This window comes from Dietzia massiliensis (assembly GCF_018390595.1).
Classification (GTDB): Bacteria; Actinomycetota; Actinomycetes; order Mycobacteriales; family Mycobacteriaceae; genus Dietzia; species Dietzia massiliensis.
Map to the genome: position 1 here is coordinate 1 of NZ_JAHBAV010000036.1, position 19,641 is coordinate 19,641.

General features: G+C 70.6%; 16 protein-coding genes and 1 riboswitch. Of the genes, 7 read left to right on the forward strand and 9 right to left on the reverse strand.

Translation table 11 applies throughout. The features are described from left to right. Positions 1-1,480: HNH endonuclease (locus KHA85_RS10825; protein WP_213185800.1), on the reverse strand; the 1,480-nt coding region annotated here is incomplete at its 3' end. Between the two features lie 140 nt (positions 1,481-1,620). Between KHA85_RS10825 and KHA85_RS10830 the strand changes: the two genes are divergently transcribed. Then, the gene (locus tag KHA85_RS10830) at positions 1,621-2,193 is read left to right on the forward strand and encodes a DUF6512 family protein (protein WP_213185801.1); all 573 of its coding nucleotides are present in this window, start codon (positions 1,621-1,623) and stop codon (positions 2,191-2,193) included. A gap of 83 nt (positions 2,194-2,276) precedes the next feature. On the opposite strand, the gene KHA85_RS10835 is transcribed toward KHA85_RS10830, so the two are convergent. Then, positions 2,277-3,434, reverse strand: coding sequence for an acyl-CoA dehydrogenase family protein (locus KHA85_RS10835; protein WP_061228903.1), 1,158 nt, complete (start codon positions 3,432-3,434; stop codon positions 2,277-2,279). Positions 3,435-3,570: 136 nt separating this feature from the next. Next, positions 3,571-4,095 carry a DUF3253 domain-containing protein gene (locus KHA85_RS10840; protein WP_308936925.1) on the reverse strand — a complete coding sequence of 175 codons (525 nt, stop codon included), beginning with the start codon at positions 4,093-4,095 and terminating at the stop codon, positions 3,571-3,573. A 304-nt stretch (positions 4,096-4,399) separates the two neighbouring features. Here KHA85_RS10840 and KHA85_RS10845 point away from each other — a divergent pair, with 304 nt between their 5' ends. Beyond that, complete coding sequence (locus KHA85_RS10845; protein WP_308936926.1) at positions 4,400-5,800, forward strand: FAD-binding protein; 1,401 nt, start codon at positions 4,400-4,402, stop codon at positions 5,798-5,800. 37 nt (positions 5,801-5,837) lie between these two features. Here the strand turns inward: KHA85_RS10845 and KHA85_RS10850 are convergent, their stop codons facing one another. The 5 genes from KHA85_RS10850 to ctaE all read right to left on the reverse strand — a co-directional run bounded on the left by KHA85_RS10850 (position 5,838) and on the right by ctaE (position 12,802). Next, positions 5,838-8,348 carry an AAA family ATPase gene (locus tag KHA85_RS10850; RefSeq protein WP_213185802.1) on the reverse strand — a complete coding sequence of 837 codons (2,511 nt, stop codon included), beginning with the start codon at positions 8,346-8,348 and terminating at the stop codon, positions 5,838-5,840. A 95-nt stretch (positions 8,349-8,443) separates the two neighbouring features. Further along, positions 8,444-10,066, reverse strand: coding sequence for a cytochrome bc1 complex cytochrome b subunit (gene qcrB / locus KHA85_RS10855; RefSeq protein ID WP_182641938.1), 1,623 nt, complete (start codon positions 10,064-10,066; stop codon positions 8,444-8,446). Beyond that, positions 10,063-11,253, reverse strand: coding sequence for a cytochrome bc1 complex Rieske iron-sulfur subunit (qcrA, locus tag KHA85_RS10860; RefSeq protein WP_007632201.1), 1,191 nt, complete (start codon positions 11,251-11,253; stop codon positions 10,063-10,065). Before qcrA ends, qcrB begins: the two co-directional genes overlap by 4 nt. Then, entirely contained in the window at positions 11,250-12,134 is an 885-nt protein-coding gene (gene qcrC, locus KHA85_RS10865) for a cytochrome bc1 complex diheme cytochrome c subunit (RefSeq protein WP_007632200.1), read from the reverse strand. Before qcrC ends, qcrA begins: the two co-directional genes overlap by 4 nt. Positions 12,135-12,190: 56 nt before the next feature. Then, positions 12,191-12,802 (reverse strand): aa3-type cytochrome oxidase subunit III, encoded by a 612-nt coding sequence (ctaE, locus tag KHA85_RS10870; RefSeq protein WP_007632198.1) that lies wholly within the window; start codon positions 12,800-12,802, stop codon positions 12,191-12,193. 293 nt (positions 12,803-13,095) lie between these two features. On the opposite strand from ctaE, the gene trpD reads away from it, so the two are divergent. Further along, complete coding sequence (gene trpD, locus KHA85_RS10875; protein ID WP_063973930.1) at positions 13,096-14,157, forward strand: anthranilate phosphoribosyltransferase; 1,062 nt, start codon at positions 13,096-13,098, stop codon at positions 14,155-14,157. A gap of 1 nt (position 14,158) precedes the next feature. Here the strand turns inward: trpD and KHA85_RS10880 are convergent, their stop codons facing one another. Further along, positions 14,159-15,772, reverse strand: a complete 1,614-nt coding sequence (locus KHA85_RS10880; protein WP_236885527.1) for a DEDD exonuclease domain-containing protein — start codon at positions 15,770-15,772, stop codon at positions 14,159-14,161. A gap of 185 nt (positions 15,773-15,957) precedes the next feature. On the opposite strand from KHA85_RS10880, the gene KHA85_RS10885 reads away from it, so the two are divergent. From KHA85_RS10885 to KHA85_RS10900, 4 genes are all read left to right on the forward strand, one after another. Continuing rightward, positions 15,958-16,167 (forward strand): hypothetical protein, encoded by a 210-nt coding sequence (locus tag KHA85_RS10885; protein ID WP_236885528.1) that lies wholly within the window; start codon positions 15,958-15,960, stop codon positions 16,165-16,167. 79 nt (positions 16,168-16,246) lie between these two features. After that, a riboswitch (cyclic di-AMP (ydaO/yuaA leader) is annotated at positions 16,247-16,396 on the forward strand. Between the two features lie 12 nt (positions 16,397-16,408). Then, the gene (locus tag KHA85_RS10890; RefSeq protein ID WP_213185804.1) at positions 16,409-17,026 is read left to right on the forward strand and encodes a C40 family peptidase; all 618 of its coding nucleotides are present in this window, start codon (positions 16,409-16,411) and stop codon (positions 17,024-17,026) included. Positions 17,027-17,195: 169 nt separating this feature from the next. After that, the gene (locus KHA85_RS10895; protein WP_213185805.1) at positions 17,196-18,371 is read left to right on the forward strand and encodes an NlpC/P60 family protein; all 1,176 of its coding nucleotides are present in this window, start codon (positions 17,196-17,198) and stop codon (positions 18,369-18,371) included. A 93-nt stretch (positions 18,372-18,464) separates the two neighbouring features. Then, the gene (locus KHA85_RS10900; RefSeq protein ID WP_007632189.1) at positions 18,465-19,598 is read left to right on the forward strand and encodes a glycosyltransferase family 4 protein; all 1,134 of its coding nucleotides are present in this window, start codon (positions 18,465-18,467) and stop codon (positions 19,596-19,598) included. Positions 19,599-19,641 lie beyond the last annotated feature (43 nt).

The window sequence follows — 19,641 nt, forward strand, 5'->3', positions numbered from 1 at the left end:
CCAGGGGGCCGGTGGGGTGGGTGGTCAGGGTGTGGCCGGTGTCGGTGGTGACGGTCAGGGTGCCGTCGGGGGCGAGGTGGTAGTGCCAGCCGTGGAAGGTTTTGAAGCGGTGGTGTTGGCGGCACATGCTGGCGAGGTTGGCTTCGATGGTCAGGCCGCCGCTGTCGGGGTCGGTGTGGTTGAAGGGGCGGATGTGGTCGATGTCGCAGTCCTGGGCGGGTACGGAGCAGCCGGGGTGGCGGCAGGTGCCGTCGCGTAGGCGGATGCGGTGGGCCAGTCGGGCGCTGATGCGGTAGCGGTGGGCGTGGTGGGGGTTGTCTGTGGCGCCGGGCGCGGTGTCGGGCACGGTGATGGTCGCGCCGGTGCTGCGGGTGAGTAGTTCGATGAGGGCGTCGATGGTGGCCGGGCCGCCTCGGGGGAGGTAGACCTCGGGTTCGCCGTCGGGGCCGGGGGGTGCGAGCACGGTGATGGTGGGGCGGATCTGGGTGGCCGGCGGGCGGTGACCGGCGCCCGCGGCAGTGCCTGCGCCCGCGCTCGTACCCGCGCCCCTGCGTGCGTCTATGTCGGTGTCGGTGTCGGGGTGGCCGAGGAGGGCGGCGACGAGGGCGTCGGCGCGTAGTTCGTCCATGCTGCGGATGGTGTCGGTGTCGAGGGTGTGGGCGCCGTGGCGGCGGGTGGTCTCGACGCGGGTGCGGGTGTCGCGGTGGCGTTGGTCGGTGGCCCTGGTCTGCAGCAGGGTGTGGATGGCGAAGGCTTCGGTGGCGGTGAGGTGGGCGGTGAGGTCGGCCATGCCGTCTGGGCCGCGGCGCAGGGTGACGCGGCGTTCGCGGACCGCGGCGGTGCGGCGCAGGCGTACGCCGTGGGGGTCGTGGGCGGCGATGATGCGGTCGGTGCGGGAGAGGATCGCGTCGCGTCCGGGGCGCCTGCCGGCGGCGAGGGCGGCCAGGAGCCAGTCGATGACCTCGCGGTGAACGGCGTCGCGGTGCAGTGAGTCCACGGTGCGCATGTGGCGTGCGAGCAGGGTGGCGGTGGCTTCGTCGAGGTGGCCGGTGTCCATGGCCTCGACGAGACCGGGGAACTTGGTGACCAGGGTGATGGCCAGGGTGAGCAGGCTGCGGGCGCGGTTGTGGTGCACGCCGTAGGCGGCGACGATCTCACTTGTGGCGATGGTCAGCGGGTCGATGACGGCGTGTTCGGGGCGTTGGTCCAGGCCGGGGCCGTAGCCGGCGGCGATGTCGCGCAGTTCCTGTTCCTCGCGGCAGGTGGCCCACAGGTCGTGGCAGGCGCGCAGTCGGGCAGCGGCCGCGCGATTCTCGGCGTGCAGTGCCGCCAGGGCTGCGGAGCTGGCGGCGGTGACGGCGGGACTGCCGGCCAGGGCGCCGGGGTCATCGACGCCGGGACCGCTGGTGCCGGGATCGCCGGTGCTGCGCCCGGCCGCGTCGCGGTCGTCGCGCTGGCCGCCGGTAGTCGCCTCCCGCATGTGCACCCCCTCGGGCGGGCGAGTGCCGCACCCCGTATCGCTCGTGTGTTCGATTGGGGAAACACTAGCAAGCAGGTCCGACACACGGCGCTGACCTGGGAAGACCGGCGGACTGCGCCGGTCGGCGGGAGGATGAGACCGTGTTGGACACGGGTGCCGTCGTCTCGGTGAGTTGGTGGGCGATCATCCCGCTCATCGTCGTCGGCTCGGTGCTCCACTTCGTCTACGACTGGAGCGGGCACAACCGGGTCGTGGCCGTGTTCGCCGCGGTCAACGAGAGTTACTGGGAGCACATCAAGATCGCCGCCTGGCCGACCATGGTGCTGTACGCGGCCCTCTTCGTGCTCGGCGGCGCCTCGCAGCCGTCCTTCGTGCCCGCGGCCACTGTCGCCCTCTATTCGATCCCGGTGACGATGATCGGGGTGGTCTTCGTCTACAAGGCCGTCGCAGGTCGCAATGTGCTGTGGGTGGACCTCGCCGTGTTCGGCCTGTGCATTGCGCTCGCCCAGGTGATCTTCGTGTGCCTGCTCAGCGGACTGGAGGCGGACGTCCTCGTCGTCGTCCTCTCGGTTTTCTACCTGGTGGGCATCGTCGCCGCCTACGTGGTGTTCACCCTGAGGCCCCCCGCCGAACCCGACGTCTTTATCGACCCCATCACATACAGATACGGGGTCGAGGGGCACGCCGACTACGAGGCCGCACCCGGGGACTGACGGGCAGAGGGAGTCCGTCGGACGACTCGGGCCCCGTCCGCGGGGAGCGGACGGGGCCCGACGGAGCCAGGGGGTCGTGGGACCTACAGGCCCATGTCCTTGGCGATGATGGACTTCATGACCTCGTTGGTACCGCCGTAGATGCGGTTGACGCGGTTGTCCGAGTACAGGCGGGCGATCGGGTACTCGTTCATGAAGCCGTAGCCGCCGTGCAGCTGGAGGCAACGGTCGATGACCTCGGCGGCGACCTCGGTGCAGAACAGCTTGGCCGAGGCCGCCTCGGCGGCGGTGAGCTCGCCCTCGTCCAGCGCCTCGAGGGCGCGGTCCGCGACGGCCTGCGCGGCGTCGACCTTGGCCTGGCACGCGGCCAGCTCGAACTTGGTGTTCTGGAACGAGGCCACCTCCTTGCCGAAGACCGTGCGCTGCTGCGTGTACTCCTTGGCGAACCGCACGGCGGCCGCGGCCTGGGCGTACGCACCGTAGGCGATGCCCCAGCGCTCGGACGGCAGGTTCTGCCCGAGGTAGTAGAAGCCGCGGTTCTCTTCGCCGAGCAGGTCCTCGACCGGGACCTTGACATCGGTGAAGGACAGCTCGGCCGTGTCGGAGGTCTTGAGTCCGACCTTGTCGAGCTTGCGGCCCACCGCGTAGCCCTCGAGCTTGGTGTCGACGGCGAGCAGCGAGATGCCGAAGCGGCGGTCGTCCTCACGCGGGGGAGCGGTACGGCAGGCCACGATCACGCGGTCGGCGTGGACGCCGCCGGTGATGAACGTCTTGGCACCGTTGAGGACATAGTGGGTGCCGTCCTCCGAGAGCTTGGCGGTGCTCTTCATGCCGGCCAGGTCCGACCCGGTGCCGGGCTCGGTCATGGCCAGCGCCCACATCTCCTCGCCCGAGACGAACTTGGGCAGGTAGCGCTGCTTCTGCTCCTCGGTCGCCAGGGCCTTGATGTAGGGGAGCCCGAGCAGTACGTGGACACCCGAGCCGCCGAAGTCCACGCCGGCGCGGGCGGTCTCCTCGGACTGGATGGCCTCGAACTTGTGGGAATTGATCCCCGCGCCGCCGTACTCCTCGTCGACGTTGATGCCGAACAGGCCGAGGTCGGCGAGCTTGTAGTAGAACTCACGGGGGACGATGCCGGCCTCGAACCACTCCTGGAAGTGGGGGGTCACCTCGGACTCGATGAAGTCACGGAGGGTCTGGCGGAAGGCCTCGTGGTCTTCGTTGAACACAGTGCGGCGCAAGTGCGTGCCTTTCCGTTGGACGTTCTGCTCCGGTGGCAGGCCACCGTGGAGGGGAGCGGAGCGTCAGGTTGGTGTACTCCTACTGGTGAGTAGCCTACAAGAATTCGAACTCTCTCACCCGTCCGACGCCGCGACGTCACCCCGTCGGCGGAGTGAATTCCAGGCCGTCGTCGGCGATCAGCCTGATCGGCCCGGTCACCTCACGTCCGGTGACCCGCTCGCCACGCTGGGTCACCGCCACCACGCCCTCCTCGCGGAGGTCGAACGCGACCTCCCGGGCGACGGGCATGAGGTCGCGCCAATGATCCCCACCCGCCACCCGGGCCGCATCCGACGGGCAGATCGACCCCTGGCCGCGCGAGCGCAGGAGCGTCCTGATCGTCGCGGCCAGTCGATCGCGTGTCCCCTCCCGGGTGGGTGCCCACCACGGGTCGCCGCGCTCACCGAGCGCGACCTTGGCGTCGTGCACCATCACCCGGGCGGCATCGCCTTCGGTCTTGACCAGCCGGCGACCGGTCATCAGCGCCCGGACGAGCTCCGAGCGGAGCTTCTCGGGGATGGACGGATCCGTCGCGCGCCACCGCCGGCCCCCGACCGCGATGTGTCGACCGTCCTCGGTGTGCTCCACGCCGGCGCCGGTGCTGTCGTCTCGATCGGTCACACCCAGATCCTGCCCCGCCTCCCTCTCGTTCCCCACCGATCGCCGATCGAGGGTGTCGCACACCGGGCCGGTGTTAGGGTCACGACAGGAACTGGAACGTGTTCCACCAGAGCTGGATGACGATGAGGGGCTGCCGTGACGGCGCAGGACAACACATTCGACGCGGAATTCGACGTGGTGGTCGTGGGGTCGGGGGTGGCAGCCCTCTTCGGTGCCGCGACCGCCGCCGCCCGGGGTCTGTCAACCTGCCTGATCGAGAAGACCGACCGCTTCGGGGGGGGCCTCCGCGTACTCCGGCGGCGCCGTGTGGCTCCCTGGAAACTCCGTCCTCGCCCGGGACGGGGTCGAGGACTCCGTCGAGCGGGGGCGCACCTACTTCCGCGCCGTGGTGGGAGACCGCACCGCCGCCGACGTCCAGGACGCGTTCCTCAACACCGGGCCGCAGGTCGTCGAGTTCCTGCAGGACGAGCTGGGCATCCCGACCCGCTTCCAGGCCTTCCCCGACTACTTCGACGCCCCGGGGCGCCAGGAACTCGGCCGGAGCATCTACCCCAAGCCCATCAAGGGCGAGGAGGTCGGCGACCGGGCGACCGACATCCGTCCGCCGGTTCCGGCCGACCAGTTCGGCGCGGACGAGGACACCGCCAAGCTCGAGGGCGGCAGGGCCTGGGTGGCGCGGCTCGTGCTCGCACTCGACTCGATGGACACCGCGGAGACCCGACTGAACACCGCGGCCGAGGAACTGGTCCGCGACGACGACGGACGGGTCGTCGGGGTGGTCGTGAACGGTGTCTCCGGCCGGCAGGTGCTGGGCGCACGCCGTGGGGTACTGGTCGCCGCCGGCGGATTCGAACGGTCGGCGGACCTCCGCCGTCGCTGGCAGGACATGCCCACCGCCGACTGGTCGTCGTCCCACCCCGCCACGGGCTCGGGCGACGCCGTCCGCATGTTCGAGCAGGTCGGCGCGGAGCTGGACCTGCTCGACCAGTCCTGGTGGTGCCCCGCCACGCTGTTCTCCAACGGGCACGCCGCGTTCACCCTGGGCTTCCGCTGCGGGATCATCGTCGATGGCACCGGCCGGCGATTCGCCAACGAACTGCTGCCGTACGACCAGATGGGGCGCAAGATGCACGCCCGCATGGCCGACGGTGCCGGTGACGAGTTCTGGTTGGTGTTCGACGACGCCGAGGCCGGTGGCTACCCGGCGATCTGTATCCCCGCACCCGAGCCCGACGCGTTGCGCGGGGCCGGCCTGTGGCACACCGCGGGATCCGTCGAGGAACTGGCCGAGGCCACCGGGCTCGATCCCGCCGCGTTGCGCGAGAGCGTGGACCGGTTCAACGGCTTCGCCGAGCAGGGGCGCGACGCCGACTTCGCCCGCGGCGAGGACCCGTACGGGCGGTTCTTCCTGGGTGCCGCCACGGCCGATCAGTGCCTGCGACCGGTCGGCGGCGAGCGATTCCACGCCGTCCGACTCGTCCTCGGCGACCTCGGCACCAAGGGCGGTGCGGTGATCGACGCGAACGGTGCCGTGCTCGACACGGAGGGTCGTCCGATCCCCGGCCTGTACGCGGCGGGCAACTCGTCGGCGTCGGTGTCCGGGGAGGCCTACCCCGGGCCGGGCGTCCCGCTCGGCTCCGGGATGACCATGGCGTTCAGGGCCGTGGCCGACATGGCCGGGGAGCCGCTGCCTATCGCGCCCTGAACCGGGCCGCGTGGGCCTGCCGGCCCGGCGGCTGCCCTCAGCGGCAGCGGCTGGCCCAGCGGAGGAAGTCAGCGACCGGGATGACCGGCGTACCCCACCGCTGGGCGGCCCGCGACTTGGTCGACTGGCTGCCCGGTTCGGCGATCACCAGCGCGTCGCAGCGGGACTTGGTCACCGTGGACACCGGCTCGAGGCCGCGTCGGCGAGCCATGCCCTCCATCTCGCTCCGAGCCACCACCGTGCCGTCCCTGTCGAGGGCGCTACCGCTGAAACACACGCGCGTCCCGGGCCGCAGCACCTCGGACACGTCGACCGCCGGCGCGGCCTCCAGCCCGCGCCTGAGATCCGAGCCCACCACCTCGGAGGCCAGCCGAAGCCTGTCGAGCAGTGCAGCGGTCATCGGCACCCGCTGCGCGGCGCGACGGATCTGGTCGGCCACGAGCCCGCGCGCCCCGACCACGAGGTCGCGGTCGCCGGTGTTGACCACCTCGTCGTCGTCGCCAGCACCCGGGTGGCCACCGCGGTGCGGTGGGTCGAGTAGTGCCGCCGACACCTCCGCGCTGATGCGCAGCATCGCCGACAACTGGGGGAGTGACGCCGGGGAAGGTGGGTGGACGTCGCCGTCGCGGGTGAGAAGGTACCCGCCCCGCGCCGGCTCCGCCGGACCCACCGCGCCCGGGCCGGCCTCGTCGCCGTGCGGGTCGACCCGCTGCGACCCGGCGCCGACCACGTCGAACACCCCGGCGCCGGCCTCGTCGAGCCACAGCCGGTCCCGGACTTCGAGAGCGACCCGCGCACGGCGGATCGCCGAGCCGGCCCGATGACGCGCACGCTCGCCGGGGATGAGCGCGCCGGAGGGGATATCCACCCCGAGCGGCATCGCCACCGGGCTGCCCAGACGCTCGAGCTCCGAGTCGAGACACTCCAACGTGGCGTCCAGGTTCACACCTATCGGCGTGTAGCCGTCCACGAGCGGCGCGATCATCGCCCACGCCTCGGGCGACGTCGGCGCGAGCAGCACGTCGGAGGCGGAGATCCCGAAGTCCGCCCGCGCCTGCCCCAGATCGCGCTGGGGATTGACCAGCGTGGTCACCGCGCTACCGTCCGGGAACGCCACCGCGAGTTCCACGGGCCGCGGACGGGAACGGGCGCTGTCGCCCCCGACGGTGAGCGCCGCGACGGCACAGTAGCGGTGGCCGCGTACATCTCCCTCGGGGTCGCGGAGGAACCGGAGGATCCGGCGGTCGGTTCCGAGGTCCCCCGGCCTGACCGGGCGGGTGAGGACGAGACCGTCCAGGGACCGCGACCGGCTCAACGCGACGTACAACTGGCCGGGCGCGAAGGTGCCGCCGCCGAGGTCCACGATGAGCCTGTCCAGCGTCTGACCCTGGCTCTTGTGGATGGTGATGGCCCAGGCGAGGGTGAACGGCAGCTGCCTGAAGGAGCCGATGACCTCGTGGCGGACCGCGCCGTCGGAGCCGTCGGGTCGGGTGACGTCCCAGGTGTGTGGGACGACCTCGGCCACCTCCCCATCGGAGAATCCGACGACGACGACGGGTCCGTCCTCGCCCCGCCCCTCCCGTCTCCCCGGCGACGCGTCGAGCACACTTCCGATAGAGCCGTTGACCCAGCGGTCCGCCGGGTCGTTGGTGAGCATCATGACCTGGGCACCGACCTTGTACACGAGCTTCGCCTCGGTCGGGGGCTCGAACCCGGTGAGGTCGCCGGTGACGGCCGCCTCCGTCGTCAGCTCCGCCCCGGGAAGACGGTCGAGACGTCGGCGATTGTGGGCGGCGGCCATCCGGTTGGTGGTCGTCAGTGTCAGCCACGGCGCGTCGTCCGGAGGCGTGAAGGCCGGGTCGGTCCGTGAGTTGAGCCGCTCCAGCGCGGTGCCGACGAGCGTGCCCTCGCGGATCGAGTTGAGGATGGCGGTCAGTTCCGGGTCGCCGGACTGTCGGAAGACGCGGGTGAGATCGACGGTGGGGAAGCGGCCGCGGTCGAAGCGCTCGGCGGAGAAGAAGTAGGGGGTCGTGTACGCCGCGTCGAAGTCGGGTCGCTCGGCGTCAGTGACGACCGGTGGGAGTTGGAAGAGATCGCCCACCAGGACGAGCTGGACGCCGCCGAACGGCATCGTGGGGTCCGGACCGAATCGCTCGAGGGCGATCGCCATCATGTCGAACAGGTCGGCGCGGATCATCGACGCCTCGTCCACGATCAGTGTGCGGACGCCGGCGAGGGCCCCGGCGAAGCGCCCCGGGTGGTACGAGGAACCGCGGACGTGGTCGACGGTGGACCCGGGGTGGAAGCCGAACAGTCGGTGGATCGTGTAGCCGCCCACGTTGAGTGCGGCGATGCCGGTCGGGGCGGCGACCAGGGTGGGGCGGCGCGTCTCCGACAGGAAGCGACGGATGAGGGTCGACTTACCGGTGCCCGCCTTGCCCGTGAGGAAGAGGTCGTGCCCCCCGTGGAGGAGTTCGAGGGCGTGGTCGAACTCATGGGTGAGCACGATCGCACCGTCCGCTCCGGACGAGTGTGACTGCTCGATCATTCCTGTCCCGCGGGTCGAGGGTGTGGTGGACGACGACCGCGGGCCGGACCTCCTCGGAGAAGGAGATCCGGCCCGCGGTCGGGTGCAGTCGGGGATCAGTGCTCGTCGTCGCGACGAGTACGGTTCTCCTCCTGCAGCGTCGTGAGCATCGAGTGCTCACGGTGGTGCTTGTCGTGCTCGGCCTCGTCGAGCAGACGCGCCTCCTCGACGGGGTCGGGGGTGAGCGCACCGCGCGGGGGCCGACCCGCGACGCCGAGCTGGTTCATCTTGGTGGGCACCTTGGCGCCGGCGTACTCGAGCGGGACGGCGTGGCCGTGCTCGTCGATCTCGCCGAGGGGCTGGTGGACCTCGATGAACTCGCCCTGCGGCATCCGCATGATGATGCCGGTCTCGATGCCGTGTTCCAGCACCTCGCGGTCCGAGCGCTGGAGGCCCAGGCACAGACGGTAGGTGAAGAAGTACACCAGCGGCGGGAGCAGGATGAGCCCGATACGTCCGGCCCACGTCGTCGCGTTGAGCGAGATGGCGAAATGGTACGCGATGAGGTCATTGGAACCCATCAGGACCAGGATCACGTAGAAGGTGATCGCCATCATGCCGGAGGCGGTACGAACCGGCACGTCACGCGGGCGCTGGAGCAGGTTGTGGTGCGCCTTGTCGCCCGTGATCTTGGCCTCGATCTGCGGGTACAGGAACATCAGCACGACCATGGCGCCGAGCATGACGGCCACCCAGGTGGTCGCCGGGATCGTGTAGGGGCCGAGGTAGAGCTCCCAGGCCGGCATCACACGAGCGCCGCCCTCGGTCCACAGCATGTACCAGTCGGGTTGCGAACCGGCGGAGATGTGCGACGGGTTATATGGCCCGAGATTCCATATCGCGTTGATCGTGAACAAGCCCGAGAAGAGCATGAGCATGCCGACGGTGATGGCACCGAACGCGATCGACTTGACGGCGAAGACCGGGAGGATCCGGACGCCGACGACGTTGTTCTCCGTGCGGCCGGGCCCGGGGAACTGCGTGTGCTTCTGGTACCACACCAGCGCGAGGTGAGCGGCGATCAGCGCGAGGATGATGGCCGGGATGATCAGCACGTGCAGAACGTAGAAGCGCGGGATCATGATCTCGCCGGGGAAGTCCCCGCCGAAGATCATCCAGTGCATCCAGGTACCGATCACGGGCAGACCCACGATGATCGCGGAGGTGATGCGGAGGCCGGTGCCCGAGAGCACGTCGTCCGGCAGGCCGTAGCCGAGGAAGCCCTCGACGATGCCCAGGAGCAGCAGCACGCAACCGATGGTCCAGTTGGCCTCACGCGGGCGACGGAACGCGCCGGTGAAGAAGATGCGGATCATGTGGACGACCATCGACGCCACGAACAGCAGGGCCGCCCAGTGGTGGATCTGCCGCACGAAGAGTCCGCCACGCACCTCGAACGAGATGTCCAACGCGGTCTCGTAGGCACGAGACATCTCGATGCCGTTGAGCGGTGCGTACGCACCCTGGTAGATCACCTTCGACATGGAGGGGTCGAAGAAGAGGGTGAGGTAGACACCCGAGATCAGCAGGATGATGAAGCTGTACAGGGCGATCTCGCCCAGCAGGAAGGACCAGTGGGTCGGGAAGACCTTGTTGATCTGCCGGCGCAGACCCTTGGCCATGGTGTACCGCGCGTCGAGGCCGTCGCCCAGGGACGCGAGTCTTGTGTTAGTGCTCATGAACGACGCTCCCAGAAGGCGGGTCCGACCGGCTCGACGAAGTCACCGTTGGCGACGAGGTAACCCTCGCTGTCCACGGCGATGGGCAGCTGCGGAAGCGCGCGGGCGGCGGGGCCGAAGACCGGCTTCGCGTACTCGAGCGCGTCGAACTGCGACTGGTGGCACGGGCAGAGGAATCGATGGGTCTGCTGCTCGTACAGCGAGGTGGGGCAGCCGAGGTGGGTGCAGATCTTCGAGTAGGCGTAGAGGTCGCCGTAGTTGAAGTTCTCCTGACCCTTGCGCTTGGTGACGCGGGCTGCGTCCTCGGGACGGAAGCGGATCAGCATGACCGAGTTACGCGAACCGTGGATCGAGTGCATGTGCTCCTCGAAGTTGCCCAGGGCGCTCTCGGGCAGCGGGAAGACGGACTCGAGGCCACCGGCGGCGAGGTCGTCGACACGGATGCGCTCCAGGCGGCCCTCACCGGCGGGCGGATGCCCGTCGGGGTAGACCTTGCCGGTGTCGCGGCCGAGGTAGACCTTTTCCGGCGGCAGGCCGTCGGGGCGGTTCTCCGAGGCGAGGGTCCAGCCGGTGGTGTGGAGGGTGCCGTCACCGGAGAGGGTCATCTCCCCGCGCTTCCACGGGTTCTTGATCATGCCGCCGAGGGGCAGGATCGCGGACAGGCCGATGAGACCCACACCCGCACCGAGGAAGCCGCCCATGACCTTGCGACGGCCGATGGTGGAGGTCTTCCACGAGTCGTTCAGCTCCGCGACGATGGTGCGGCGGTCGACCTCGTCCGAGACGCCGTCGTGGCGCGTCTGGACCGAGATCTCCTCGGGGACGAACTTCTTGGTGAACTGCACGGCGCCGAAGCCCAGGAAGAGGATCGACAGGCCGATCGTGCCGCCGAGCAGCGGCGTGTAGGCCATGTACAGCCAGAAGCCGTCCTCACCCTCGCCGCGGTACTCCCACGGCCAGAAGAGGTAGACGACGGCGAAGGCGAGGGCGAACAGTGCCGACAGCGCGAACCAGGTGGTGACGGTGCGCGCGGCGCGCTTCTCGGCGCGGGTGGTCACGCCCTCGGGCCAGCGGTTCTCGCGGTGCCGGACGTCGACCTCGTCGAGCTCGGTGCCCAGGCGGACGAGCTCGGCCTCGCTCATGCGGTCCAGGTCCGCCGGTGACGGGTTCTTCGGGGTCTCACTCATGAACGGGATCCGATCCACAGGGTCGCACCGATGAGGGCGACGATGCCGACAAGCCAGATAGCCACGCCCTCGGTCACCGGGCCGAGACCGCCGAGGCCGTAGCCACCGGGCGAGACCTTGTTATCCGTGGCCTTGATGTAGGCGATGATGTCCTTCTTCTCGTCAGGCGTGAGCTGCCGGTCCGAGAACTTGGGCATGTTCTGCGGGCCGGTGAGCATGGCCTGGTAGATCTCCTGCTCGTTGGCAGGGTCCAGAACCGGCGCGTACTTACCGCCGGAGAGTGCTCCGCCGCGGCCGGTGAAGTTGTGACAGGACGCGCAGTTGAGCCGGAACAGCTCGGAACCGCGGGCGATCTCCTCGGCGCGGCTCTCGCCGGAGGCGCCGCGCAGCGACTCCTGCGCGATCGTGCCGTCGGCGTTGGTGATGATGCCCGGCCCGCCGCCGTGGAGGTCGACATAGGCCGCGAGCGCCATGATCTGCTGCTCGCTGTAGCGGGGCTTCTTGCGCTCGGCCTGCGCCTCGTTGTCCGCGGCCGGCATGCGGCCCGAGTGCACCTGGAAGTAGGTGGATCCCGCGCCGACACCGACGAGGGACGGGCCGCGGTCCTCGACACCCTGCAGATTCTGCCCGTGGCAGGTGATGCAGGCGACGTCGTAGATCGACTTGCCCTCGGCGATGAGTGCGGCCTGGTCCTGCTGGGCCGTCGCCACCTGCGGCTCCGGGACGACGGCGGTGGCGATGGCTCCCGCTCCGAGGAGGCCGGCAGCGATGACGAGCGCGCCGGTCGCCTTACGGCGCCGCTTGGTGGAGACCGACCGCGTCGGGGTCGTCGCCGGGTCCGGCGACGGCGTATCCGCAGCGGGTGGGTGAGGTGAGTTCATTGTGAGTTCCCTTTGGTGTTGGGACCTGCTGGACACAGCGTCCTGCGGCCAGCTGACTACTGAATGAAGTAGATGGTGACGAAGAGGCCGATCCAGACCACGTCGACGAAGTGCCAGTAGTAGGACACCACGATGGCGGCGGTGGCCTGCGCCGGGGTGAACCGCGACATCGTCGTACGCATCACGAGAACGACGAAGGCGATGACGCCCGCGGCGACGTGGAGCCCGTGGAAGCCGGTGGTGATGAAGAAGACGGACCCGTAGACGCTGGAGGAGATGGTGGTCCCCTCGAGGTACAGCATCACGTACTCGTACGCCTGGCCGATGAGGAAGACGGTGCCCATGACTGCGGAGATGACGTACCACCGCCGCAGTCCGAAGACATCGCCCTGCTCCGCGGCGAACACGCCCAGCTGGCAGGTGAACGACGATGCCACGAGGATCACCGTGATCGTCAGGGCGAACGGCACGTTCAGATGCGTCGGGTAGGAGGGCCAGTCACCTCCCGAGTTCGCCTTGGAGACGAAGTACATCGCGAACAGGCCCGCGAAGAACATCAGCTCCTGGGACAGCCAGATGATGGTGCCCACACTGACCATGTTCGGCCGATTCAGCGAATGAACACGCTGGGCCATGGCCGATCCTGAGTTATCTACTGCGCTCGTCACGTGGCCAAGTATGACCCCTGAGGTGGGGCGAGTCTGCATGGACCCCCGAAATCGGCGTGTCCGCTCAGCGTTTCCGCAGGTCGCCTCAGATACGTCACGGTCAGGGGTCGGAAATCGCCCCCCTTGCAGGGGCTATCAGGGGCCTCTCAGGCTGGTCTCCCCGGGCGGTCGCGGCCGCCGTGGCAGGGGACGGCGCGGGCGGCGACGCTACCGGGGGTGGCACGATTGATCCCGTGTGGCCGGCCCCTTCGAGTGCCGGTTCCTTTCTATGAGACCAGAGGAGGTCGGGACACGTGGGCAGTTCGGCGGCGATCGACGGGGGCCGGTCCTGGCCCGGAGTACTCGGCACCCTCACGGCGGAGGAGGACCTCGCTCCGGCGGACGCGCGGTGGGCGATGTCCCGGATCATGGAGGGCGTCGCGACCGATGCGCAGATCGCCGCGTTCGGAGTGGCCCTGAAGATGAAGGGTGTCACCGGACCCGAGCTCGAGGCTCTCGCTTCGACGATGCTCGACTACTCCCGCCGCGTGCCCACGGACCGCGCCTGTGTGGACATCGTGGGCACCGGCGGCGACCGGCAGGGAACCGTCAACATCTCGACTATGTCGTCTCTGGTGGTCAGCGCGTGCGGGGTGCCCGTCGTCAAGCACGGCAACCGGGCGGCGTCCTCCAAGAGCGGAGGGGCCGACGTCCTCGAGGCGCTCGGCGTGGCGATCGATCTCGGACCCGAGGACGTGGGGCGTTGTCTCGACGAGGTGGGGGTGGCCTTCTGCTTCGCCCCCGTGTTCCACCCCGCTCTGCGCTTCGCCGCGACACCGCGGCGGGAGATCGGCATCCCGACCGTGTTCAACATCCTGGGGCCGTTGACGAACCCGGCCGCCCCGACGGCGAACCTCATCGGCTGCGCCTTCGAGAATCTCGTCTCGGTGATGGCGGAGGTGTTCGCGCTGCGTGGCCGGTCGGCTCTGGTCGTCCGCGGTACGGACGGGCTGGACGAGATCACGATGACGGGTCCGACCCGCGTCCTGCGGGTGGCCGGTGGCCACGTCGACGAGGACCGCATCGAGCCCGCCGACTTCGGGATGAACACGTGCTCGATCGAGGAACTACGAGGCGGCGACGGGGTGTACAACGCCGGGGTCGCCCGGGATCTCCTGGCGGGAAAGACCGGCCCGGTGCGTGACGCGGTCCTGCTCAACTCCGCGGCGGCGCTCGTGGCGTTCGACGGGCTCGACAGGGACGCGGACCTGGTGGCCGCGATGCGGGCGGCCGTGGACCGGGCTGCGACGGCGATCGACGACGGCGAGGCGGCGCGTCTGCTCGAGAAGTGGGTCGGTTTCAGCGCGAACCGGTGAGTCAGGCGGGGCGGTGATCGGCGGCCGCGCGTTCGGCCCGGTCCGCCCAGTCCGTCAGGGTGTGCGCACCCCGCAAGGGGAGCGTCCAGCAGCCGTCGACCGAGACGATGCGGGTCTGCTGGGAGTCGATCCACCGGTGGACGTTCCGGATCTGAGCCTGGGTCGCCCCGGCGAACGGCCCGGGCGCGGGCCGCACGGTGGTCGCGGCGGCCCGTAGGCCGTCGATGACCGGCATCGGCGCGGCTCCGGGTGGGACCGTGCCGGATCCGGCGAGCCGGCCGTGGCGGACGATCGCCACCGCCCAGGCCCGTCGGGGCGCCGGTTGGACGAGCACGATCTCCGCGAGCGCGGCGGTGGCGGCCAGCTCCTGCCGGCGGGCGAGTACCCGGATGAGGGCGGCGGTCCTGTCACGCAGTCTCGCCCCGCGCTCGAAGGCGCCGTCGGCGGCGAGTCGGTCGATCTGCTCGACGAGCGCGTGCAGCGGGGCCTGGTCCCGCCCGTCGGCGAGCGCCGCCCAGCGCTCGGGCGTGGGCCGACCGCCGAACGCCTCGAGGAGGTCCTCCCACGCGGCGCGTGCGTCCTCGGTGCGACGGAACGGCCCGATCGCCGTGGGGTCGTCCGGGATCCGGACGATCGTCGGACGGCTGGCGCGGCCGGTGGGAGGGGAGAGCCACCAGCCTCGGCGAGGGCTGCGGGACCGTCTGTTGAACGGGGGCTGCAGTGAGTCGATGAGTTGTTCCTCGACGGTCCACGCCTCGAGGAGGTGGGCGCACGGCACCGACTCCACCGAGGCGGCCAGGCCGACCATGGTGCGCATCCGCCCGCGGGTGTCTCCGCCGGAGTAATAGGAGCGCGCGCGACGACGCACCGAGCCGGATGACCCGACGTACAGCGGCCCGCCGGCCTCGTCGCGGAAGACGTAGACCCCGGGGCCGTCGGTGAGCGCCTCGGTGAGGGTCGCGCGACGTCGGATCTCGGGAGCCAGGCGGGCGTCGTACGCCAGCAGTTCGGAGAGGGTGGACACCCCGCAGTCACCCACCCGCGAGATGAGGGCGTGCAGCACGTCCACCGTGGCGCGCGCGTCCTGTAAGGCGCGGTGATTGGGCTCGACCGTGGCGCCCAGGTGTGCGGCCAGGACCCCGAGCCGGTGGCCACGCGTCTCGCCGCGGTGCAGCACCCGCCGGGCGAGTGCGAGGGTGCACACGGACGGGGGATCCGGCCACCGGTGGCCCGTCGCGGCTGCGGCGGCGCGGAGGAAGCCGAGGTCGAACCTGGCGTTGTGTGCCACCAGGACAGCGCCGCGCGAGAACTCGAGGAACGTCGCCATCACCTCGCCGAGGGACGGTGCGCCGACGAGGTCCTCCGGGGCGATCCCCGTCAGCCTGCTGATGTGCCCCGGCAGTACGCCGTCGATCGAGACGAAGGTGGACAGCTCCGCCTGCACCTCGCCTCCCCGGATCCGGACGGCGCCGATCTCGGTGATCTCGTCGCCGCCCGGCTTGGTGCCGGTGGTCTCGAGGTCGACGACGACGAAGGTCACCTCGGACAGCAGCGGCTCGAGCTCGTCGAACGCGCCCTGCGCGCCGACGGGTGCCGGTGAGGTGGAGGGGGGCATGGCGGAGACGGTAGCGGCGGGGTCGGACATCGCCGTCCGGGGGCGGCGTCCGGGTCACGGTCCGGGGGAGTGTGTCGTACCCGGTTCCTAGGGTGCCTCCCGGGCCGACCGCCGCGGCCGGATCGCGGCGCGATAACGAACGGGCAACACGCCCAGGACGGAATGTGAGGTAGATCATGGTGTCAATGGATTGCGCTCGCTGCCCGGCGGTGGCGGGCGACTGTGAAGGCTGCATCGTTTCCCTGCTTCTCGGCGAGAAGGGCCAGGTAGACGAGCTTTCTCCGGAGTCCTGCGGGTACGTGCTGGACCCGGAGGTGCGGACGGCGATCGATGTCCTCCGAGCCGCGGGTATGGTGACGTCCATCGACATCCTGGCCGCGGAAACCGCCGCGTGAGCGGGGGACTGGACTTCGGCGAGATGGTTTCGTAACCTTTTCGAGACCTCGGAAGTCATTCCCCGCCCGCCGGTGGGGAGCCGGGGTCACGCCTAAGCGCCCGAGGGCGCGCCGGGGAACCACGTTCCACTGGGGTGAATCGCTCGACGACCGGGAGGTCGGCGAGCGTAGGACAGACTTCCGTGTCCGAACCCGTCAGCTAACCCGGTCGGTGTCGCAGGAAGAAAGAGGAAAGTCTCTCGTGGGAGCCCACAGCATCAAGACCAGCTCGACCGGCCGCCGCGTGGCCGCCGCCGGACTGCTCGCCGCCGGAGCCGCTGTCGCGGGCTCCGGGACCGCGTCCGCCGCGCCCGTGACCGTCGACGTCCCCGTCGAGCTGCGGCTGCCGGGTGTTCCGGCCCAGGTCACCATCGACGTCCCGGAGGGCATCGCCCTTCCGGCCGGCCTCCAGCAGGCCGCCCAGGCGGCCCCGGCCGCTCCGGTCGAGTTCGCCACCCCGGCGCCCGAAATCTCCACCGGCCAGCGCATCCTGGACGCGGCCACCACTCGTGTCGGCTCGCCCTACGCGTGGGGAGCGACCGGCCCCAGCTCGTTCGACTGCTCCGGCCTGACCTCGTGGGCCTACAAGGAGGCGGGGATCTCGATCCCGCGCACGAGCCAGGCCCAGATCGGCGGCGGCACGCAGGTGGCCAAGTCCGACCTGCAGCCCGGTGACATCGTCGCCTTCTACAGCGGCGCGACCCACGTCGGCATCTACGCCGGCAACGGTCAGGTCGTCCACGCCCCGTACTCCGGTACCTCCGTGAGCTACGCGCCGCTGGACTCCATGCCGTTCTACGGCGCCACCCGCTACTACTGAGCGGGTCGGCTCTCCGACTCCTACACACCCCGCCTGAGACCGGTCGCGTACCGGCCCCGGGCGGGGTGTGTCGTATGTAACATCCTCTCTCGGGTGCCGGATGCCTTCGCAGGTGGCCGGATCGGCCCCGCCCAGGCTAACCCCGGATCCGAGAGACCGACGAGAGCAGATGAAGCCCCGTGGCCGCGCGAACAGGCTCGCCGCCGCCGCGGCGGTCGTGGTGCTGCTGGCCGTCGCCGGTGTCACTGCTCAACCCACCGCCACTGCTCAGCCCACCGCCACTGCTCAGCCCACCGTTCCCGTCGCCGCCTCCACGACGACCGCGGCCCCCGCGGCTGACGCTCCCCCCACTCTGAGCGAGAGCGCGGTCCATGCGCCGGCCTCCGCCTCGCGCGGTGCTCCGGAGGGCTCCGTGTCCGCGGCGGGCGAGGACCTGGCCGAGTTGGCGCGGCTGTCCGAGGAGGCGGGGGCTCTCGGCGAGGAACTCCACCTGGCCCGCGCGGAACTCGACCGCGCCGAGCGGGAGCGGGATCGCCTCGAGCTGGCCGCCGGGGCAGCCGCCGGCCGAGCCGCGGTGGCCGACGGTGCGGCCGTGAGGGATCAGTCCCTCGTCGACCACCTCGCCGCCATGAGGTACCGAGGTGGCGACCCGGGCGCGACCCGGGCCGCGATGCTCGCCGAGAGCCCACGGGACCTCGTGCACAGATTGGACGCGCTACGCCGGCTGTCCGGCGCGACCACGAGCGCACTGGACGCCTCGCGGGCGGCCTCCGAGACGGCCGCACGCCTCCGGGATGACGCCACCAGGGCCGCGGATACGGCGCGGGCCTCCGCTCGCGCGGCGCGAGAGCACGCCGATCACCTCGACCGGCGCATGGCCGAGATGCGCGAACTCATGGACGAGGTACGTCGCCGCGTGGACTCCCTGTCGGACGGGCAGCGGGCCCTGTGGGTCGGCGGGCCGGTGATGCCCGCCGGTTACGTCGCCCCGCCCGTGGACGACACCAACTCGGCCGCGCTCCGCGTGGCACTGACCCGGCTCGGCGCTCCGTACTCGTGGGGCGCCACCGGTCCCGACGAGTTCGACTGCTCCGGGCTCATGGTGTGGTCGTACGCCCGGGAGGGCAAGACCCTGCCACGATCGAGCCAGGCGCAGGCGGTCTCCGGGGCGCCCGTGGCGATGCGGGACGCCCGTCCCGGCGATCTCGTCATCTACTACCCGGAGGCAACCCACGTGGGGATGTACGCCGGCGACGGCCTGGTGCTGCACGCCCCGACCTACGGCGTCCCCGTCAGACTGGAGAGGGTCGACGCTATGCCGATCCATTCGATCCGGCGGTACTGACCGCGCGCGAACGGCCCCGTGACGTTTCCGGGGCGCACGGGTCGTGCCGGGTCGCGCGGGGCCGGTGTAGGTGCTGTGGCAGGCTCGGAGTCGATGACCAAGACCCTGCTGATCACCAACGACTACCCGCCGCGCCCCGGCGGGATCCAGTCCTATCTCGAGACGTACCTGAGCCACCTCGACCCCGCCGAGGTCGCGGTCCTCGCGTCGACGTTCCGCGGTGCCGAGTCCGCCGAGTACGACGCGTCGAAGCCCTATCTCGTGGAGCGCGTGCCCACCGAGATGTTGCTGCCGACGCCGGACCTGGCGGCCCGGGCGCGCCGCCTCGCCTCGGATTTCGGGGCGACGACGATCTGGTTCGGGGCGGCCGCCCCGCTCGCGGCCATGGCCCCGGTCCTGCGTGAGGGTCCCGTGGAGCGGATCGTGGCGAGTACCCACGGGCACGAGGTGGGATGGTCGATGCTCCCCGGGTCGCGTCAGGTCCTGCGCGTGATCGGGGAGTCGACCGACGCGATCACCTACGTCAGTGACTACACGCGAAGGCGCGTCTCCGCGGCCTTCGGCCCCCGGGCACGGCTGGTGCGTCAACCGGGCGGTGTCGACACGGAACGGTTCCGCCCGGACCCGGTCAGGCGCCGGGCGATCCGGGACCGCTACGGGGTCGCGGACCGCGATGTGATCGTGTGCTTGTCCCGTCTCGTGCCGCGGAAAGGTCAGGATGCGCTCATCCGCGCGATGCCGGAGATCGCCCGCCGGGTGCCCGGGGCCGTCCTCGTCGTCGTCGGCGGGGGGCCGTACAGACGGACGCTCGAGGGGCTCGCACGCCGGTACGGCGTGGCGGACCGGGTCATCTTCTCCGGCCGGATCCCCGCGGACGAGATCGTCGACCACCACCGCATGGCCGACGTCTTCGCGATGCCGTGCCGCACGCGCGGCGGCGGGCTGGACGTGGAGGGACTGGGGATCGTCTACCTCGAGGCCTCGGCGTGTGGCGTACCGGTGGTGGCGGGGCGTAGCGGGGGAGCACCGGAGACGGTCCGGGACGGGCGGACCGGACTCGTGGTGGACGGGACCTCGCGGCGCGAGATCGTCGACGCGGTGGCCGGGCTGCTCGAGGACCGTCCGCGGGCGTCCTCGATGGGGCTCAGTGGCCGCCGTTGGGTCCTCGAGAACTGGCGGTGGGAGGACCTGGCGCGGGACATGCAACGCGTGCTCTCGGGGGAGTGACCCGCGAGAGCACGCGTCCGGGCCGTCGTGCCGTCCGGCTCGG

What these genes read in the sequence shown, in the direction of transcription:
- KHA85_RS10850 (WP_213185802.1), bottom strand. Translation starts at nt 8,348, where the DNA reads ATGATCGAGCAGTCACACTCGTCCGGAGCGGACGGTGCGATCGTGCTC.
- qcrC (WP_007632200.1), bottom strand. Translation starts at nt 12,134, where the DNA reads ATGAACTCACCTCACCCACCCGCTGCGGATACGCCGTCGCCGGACCCG.
- KHA85_RS10900 (WP_007632189.1), top strand. Translation starts at nt 18,465, where the DNA reads ATGACCAAGACCCTGCTGATCACCAACGACTACCCGCCGCGCCCCGGC.
- KHA85_RS10880 (WP_236885527.1), bottom strand. Translation starts at nt 15,772, where the DNA reads ATGCCCCCCTCCACCTCACCGGCACCCGTCGGCGCGCAGGGCGCGTTC.
- qcrA (WP_007632201.1), bottom strand. Translation starts at nt 11,253, where the DNA reads ATGAGTGAGACCCCGAAGAACCCGTCACCGGCGGACCTGGACCGCATG.
- KHA85_RS10895 (WP_213185805.1), top strand. Translation starts at nt 17,196, where the DNA reads ATGAAGCCCCGTGGCCGCGCGAACAGGCTCGCCGCCGCCGCGGCGGTC.
- qcrB (WP_182641938.1), bottom strand. Translation starts at nt 10,066, where the DNA reads ATGAGCACTAACACAAGACTCGCGTCCCTGGGCGACGGCCTCGACGCG.
- KHA85_RS10885 (WP_236885528.1), top strand. Translation starts at nt 15,958, where the DNA reads ATGGATTGCGCTCGCTGCCCGGCGGTGGCGGGCGACTGTGAAGGCTGC.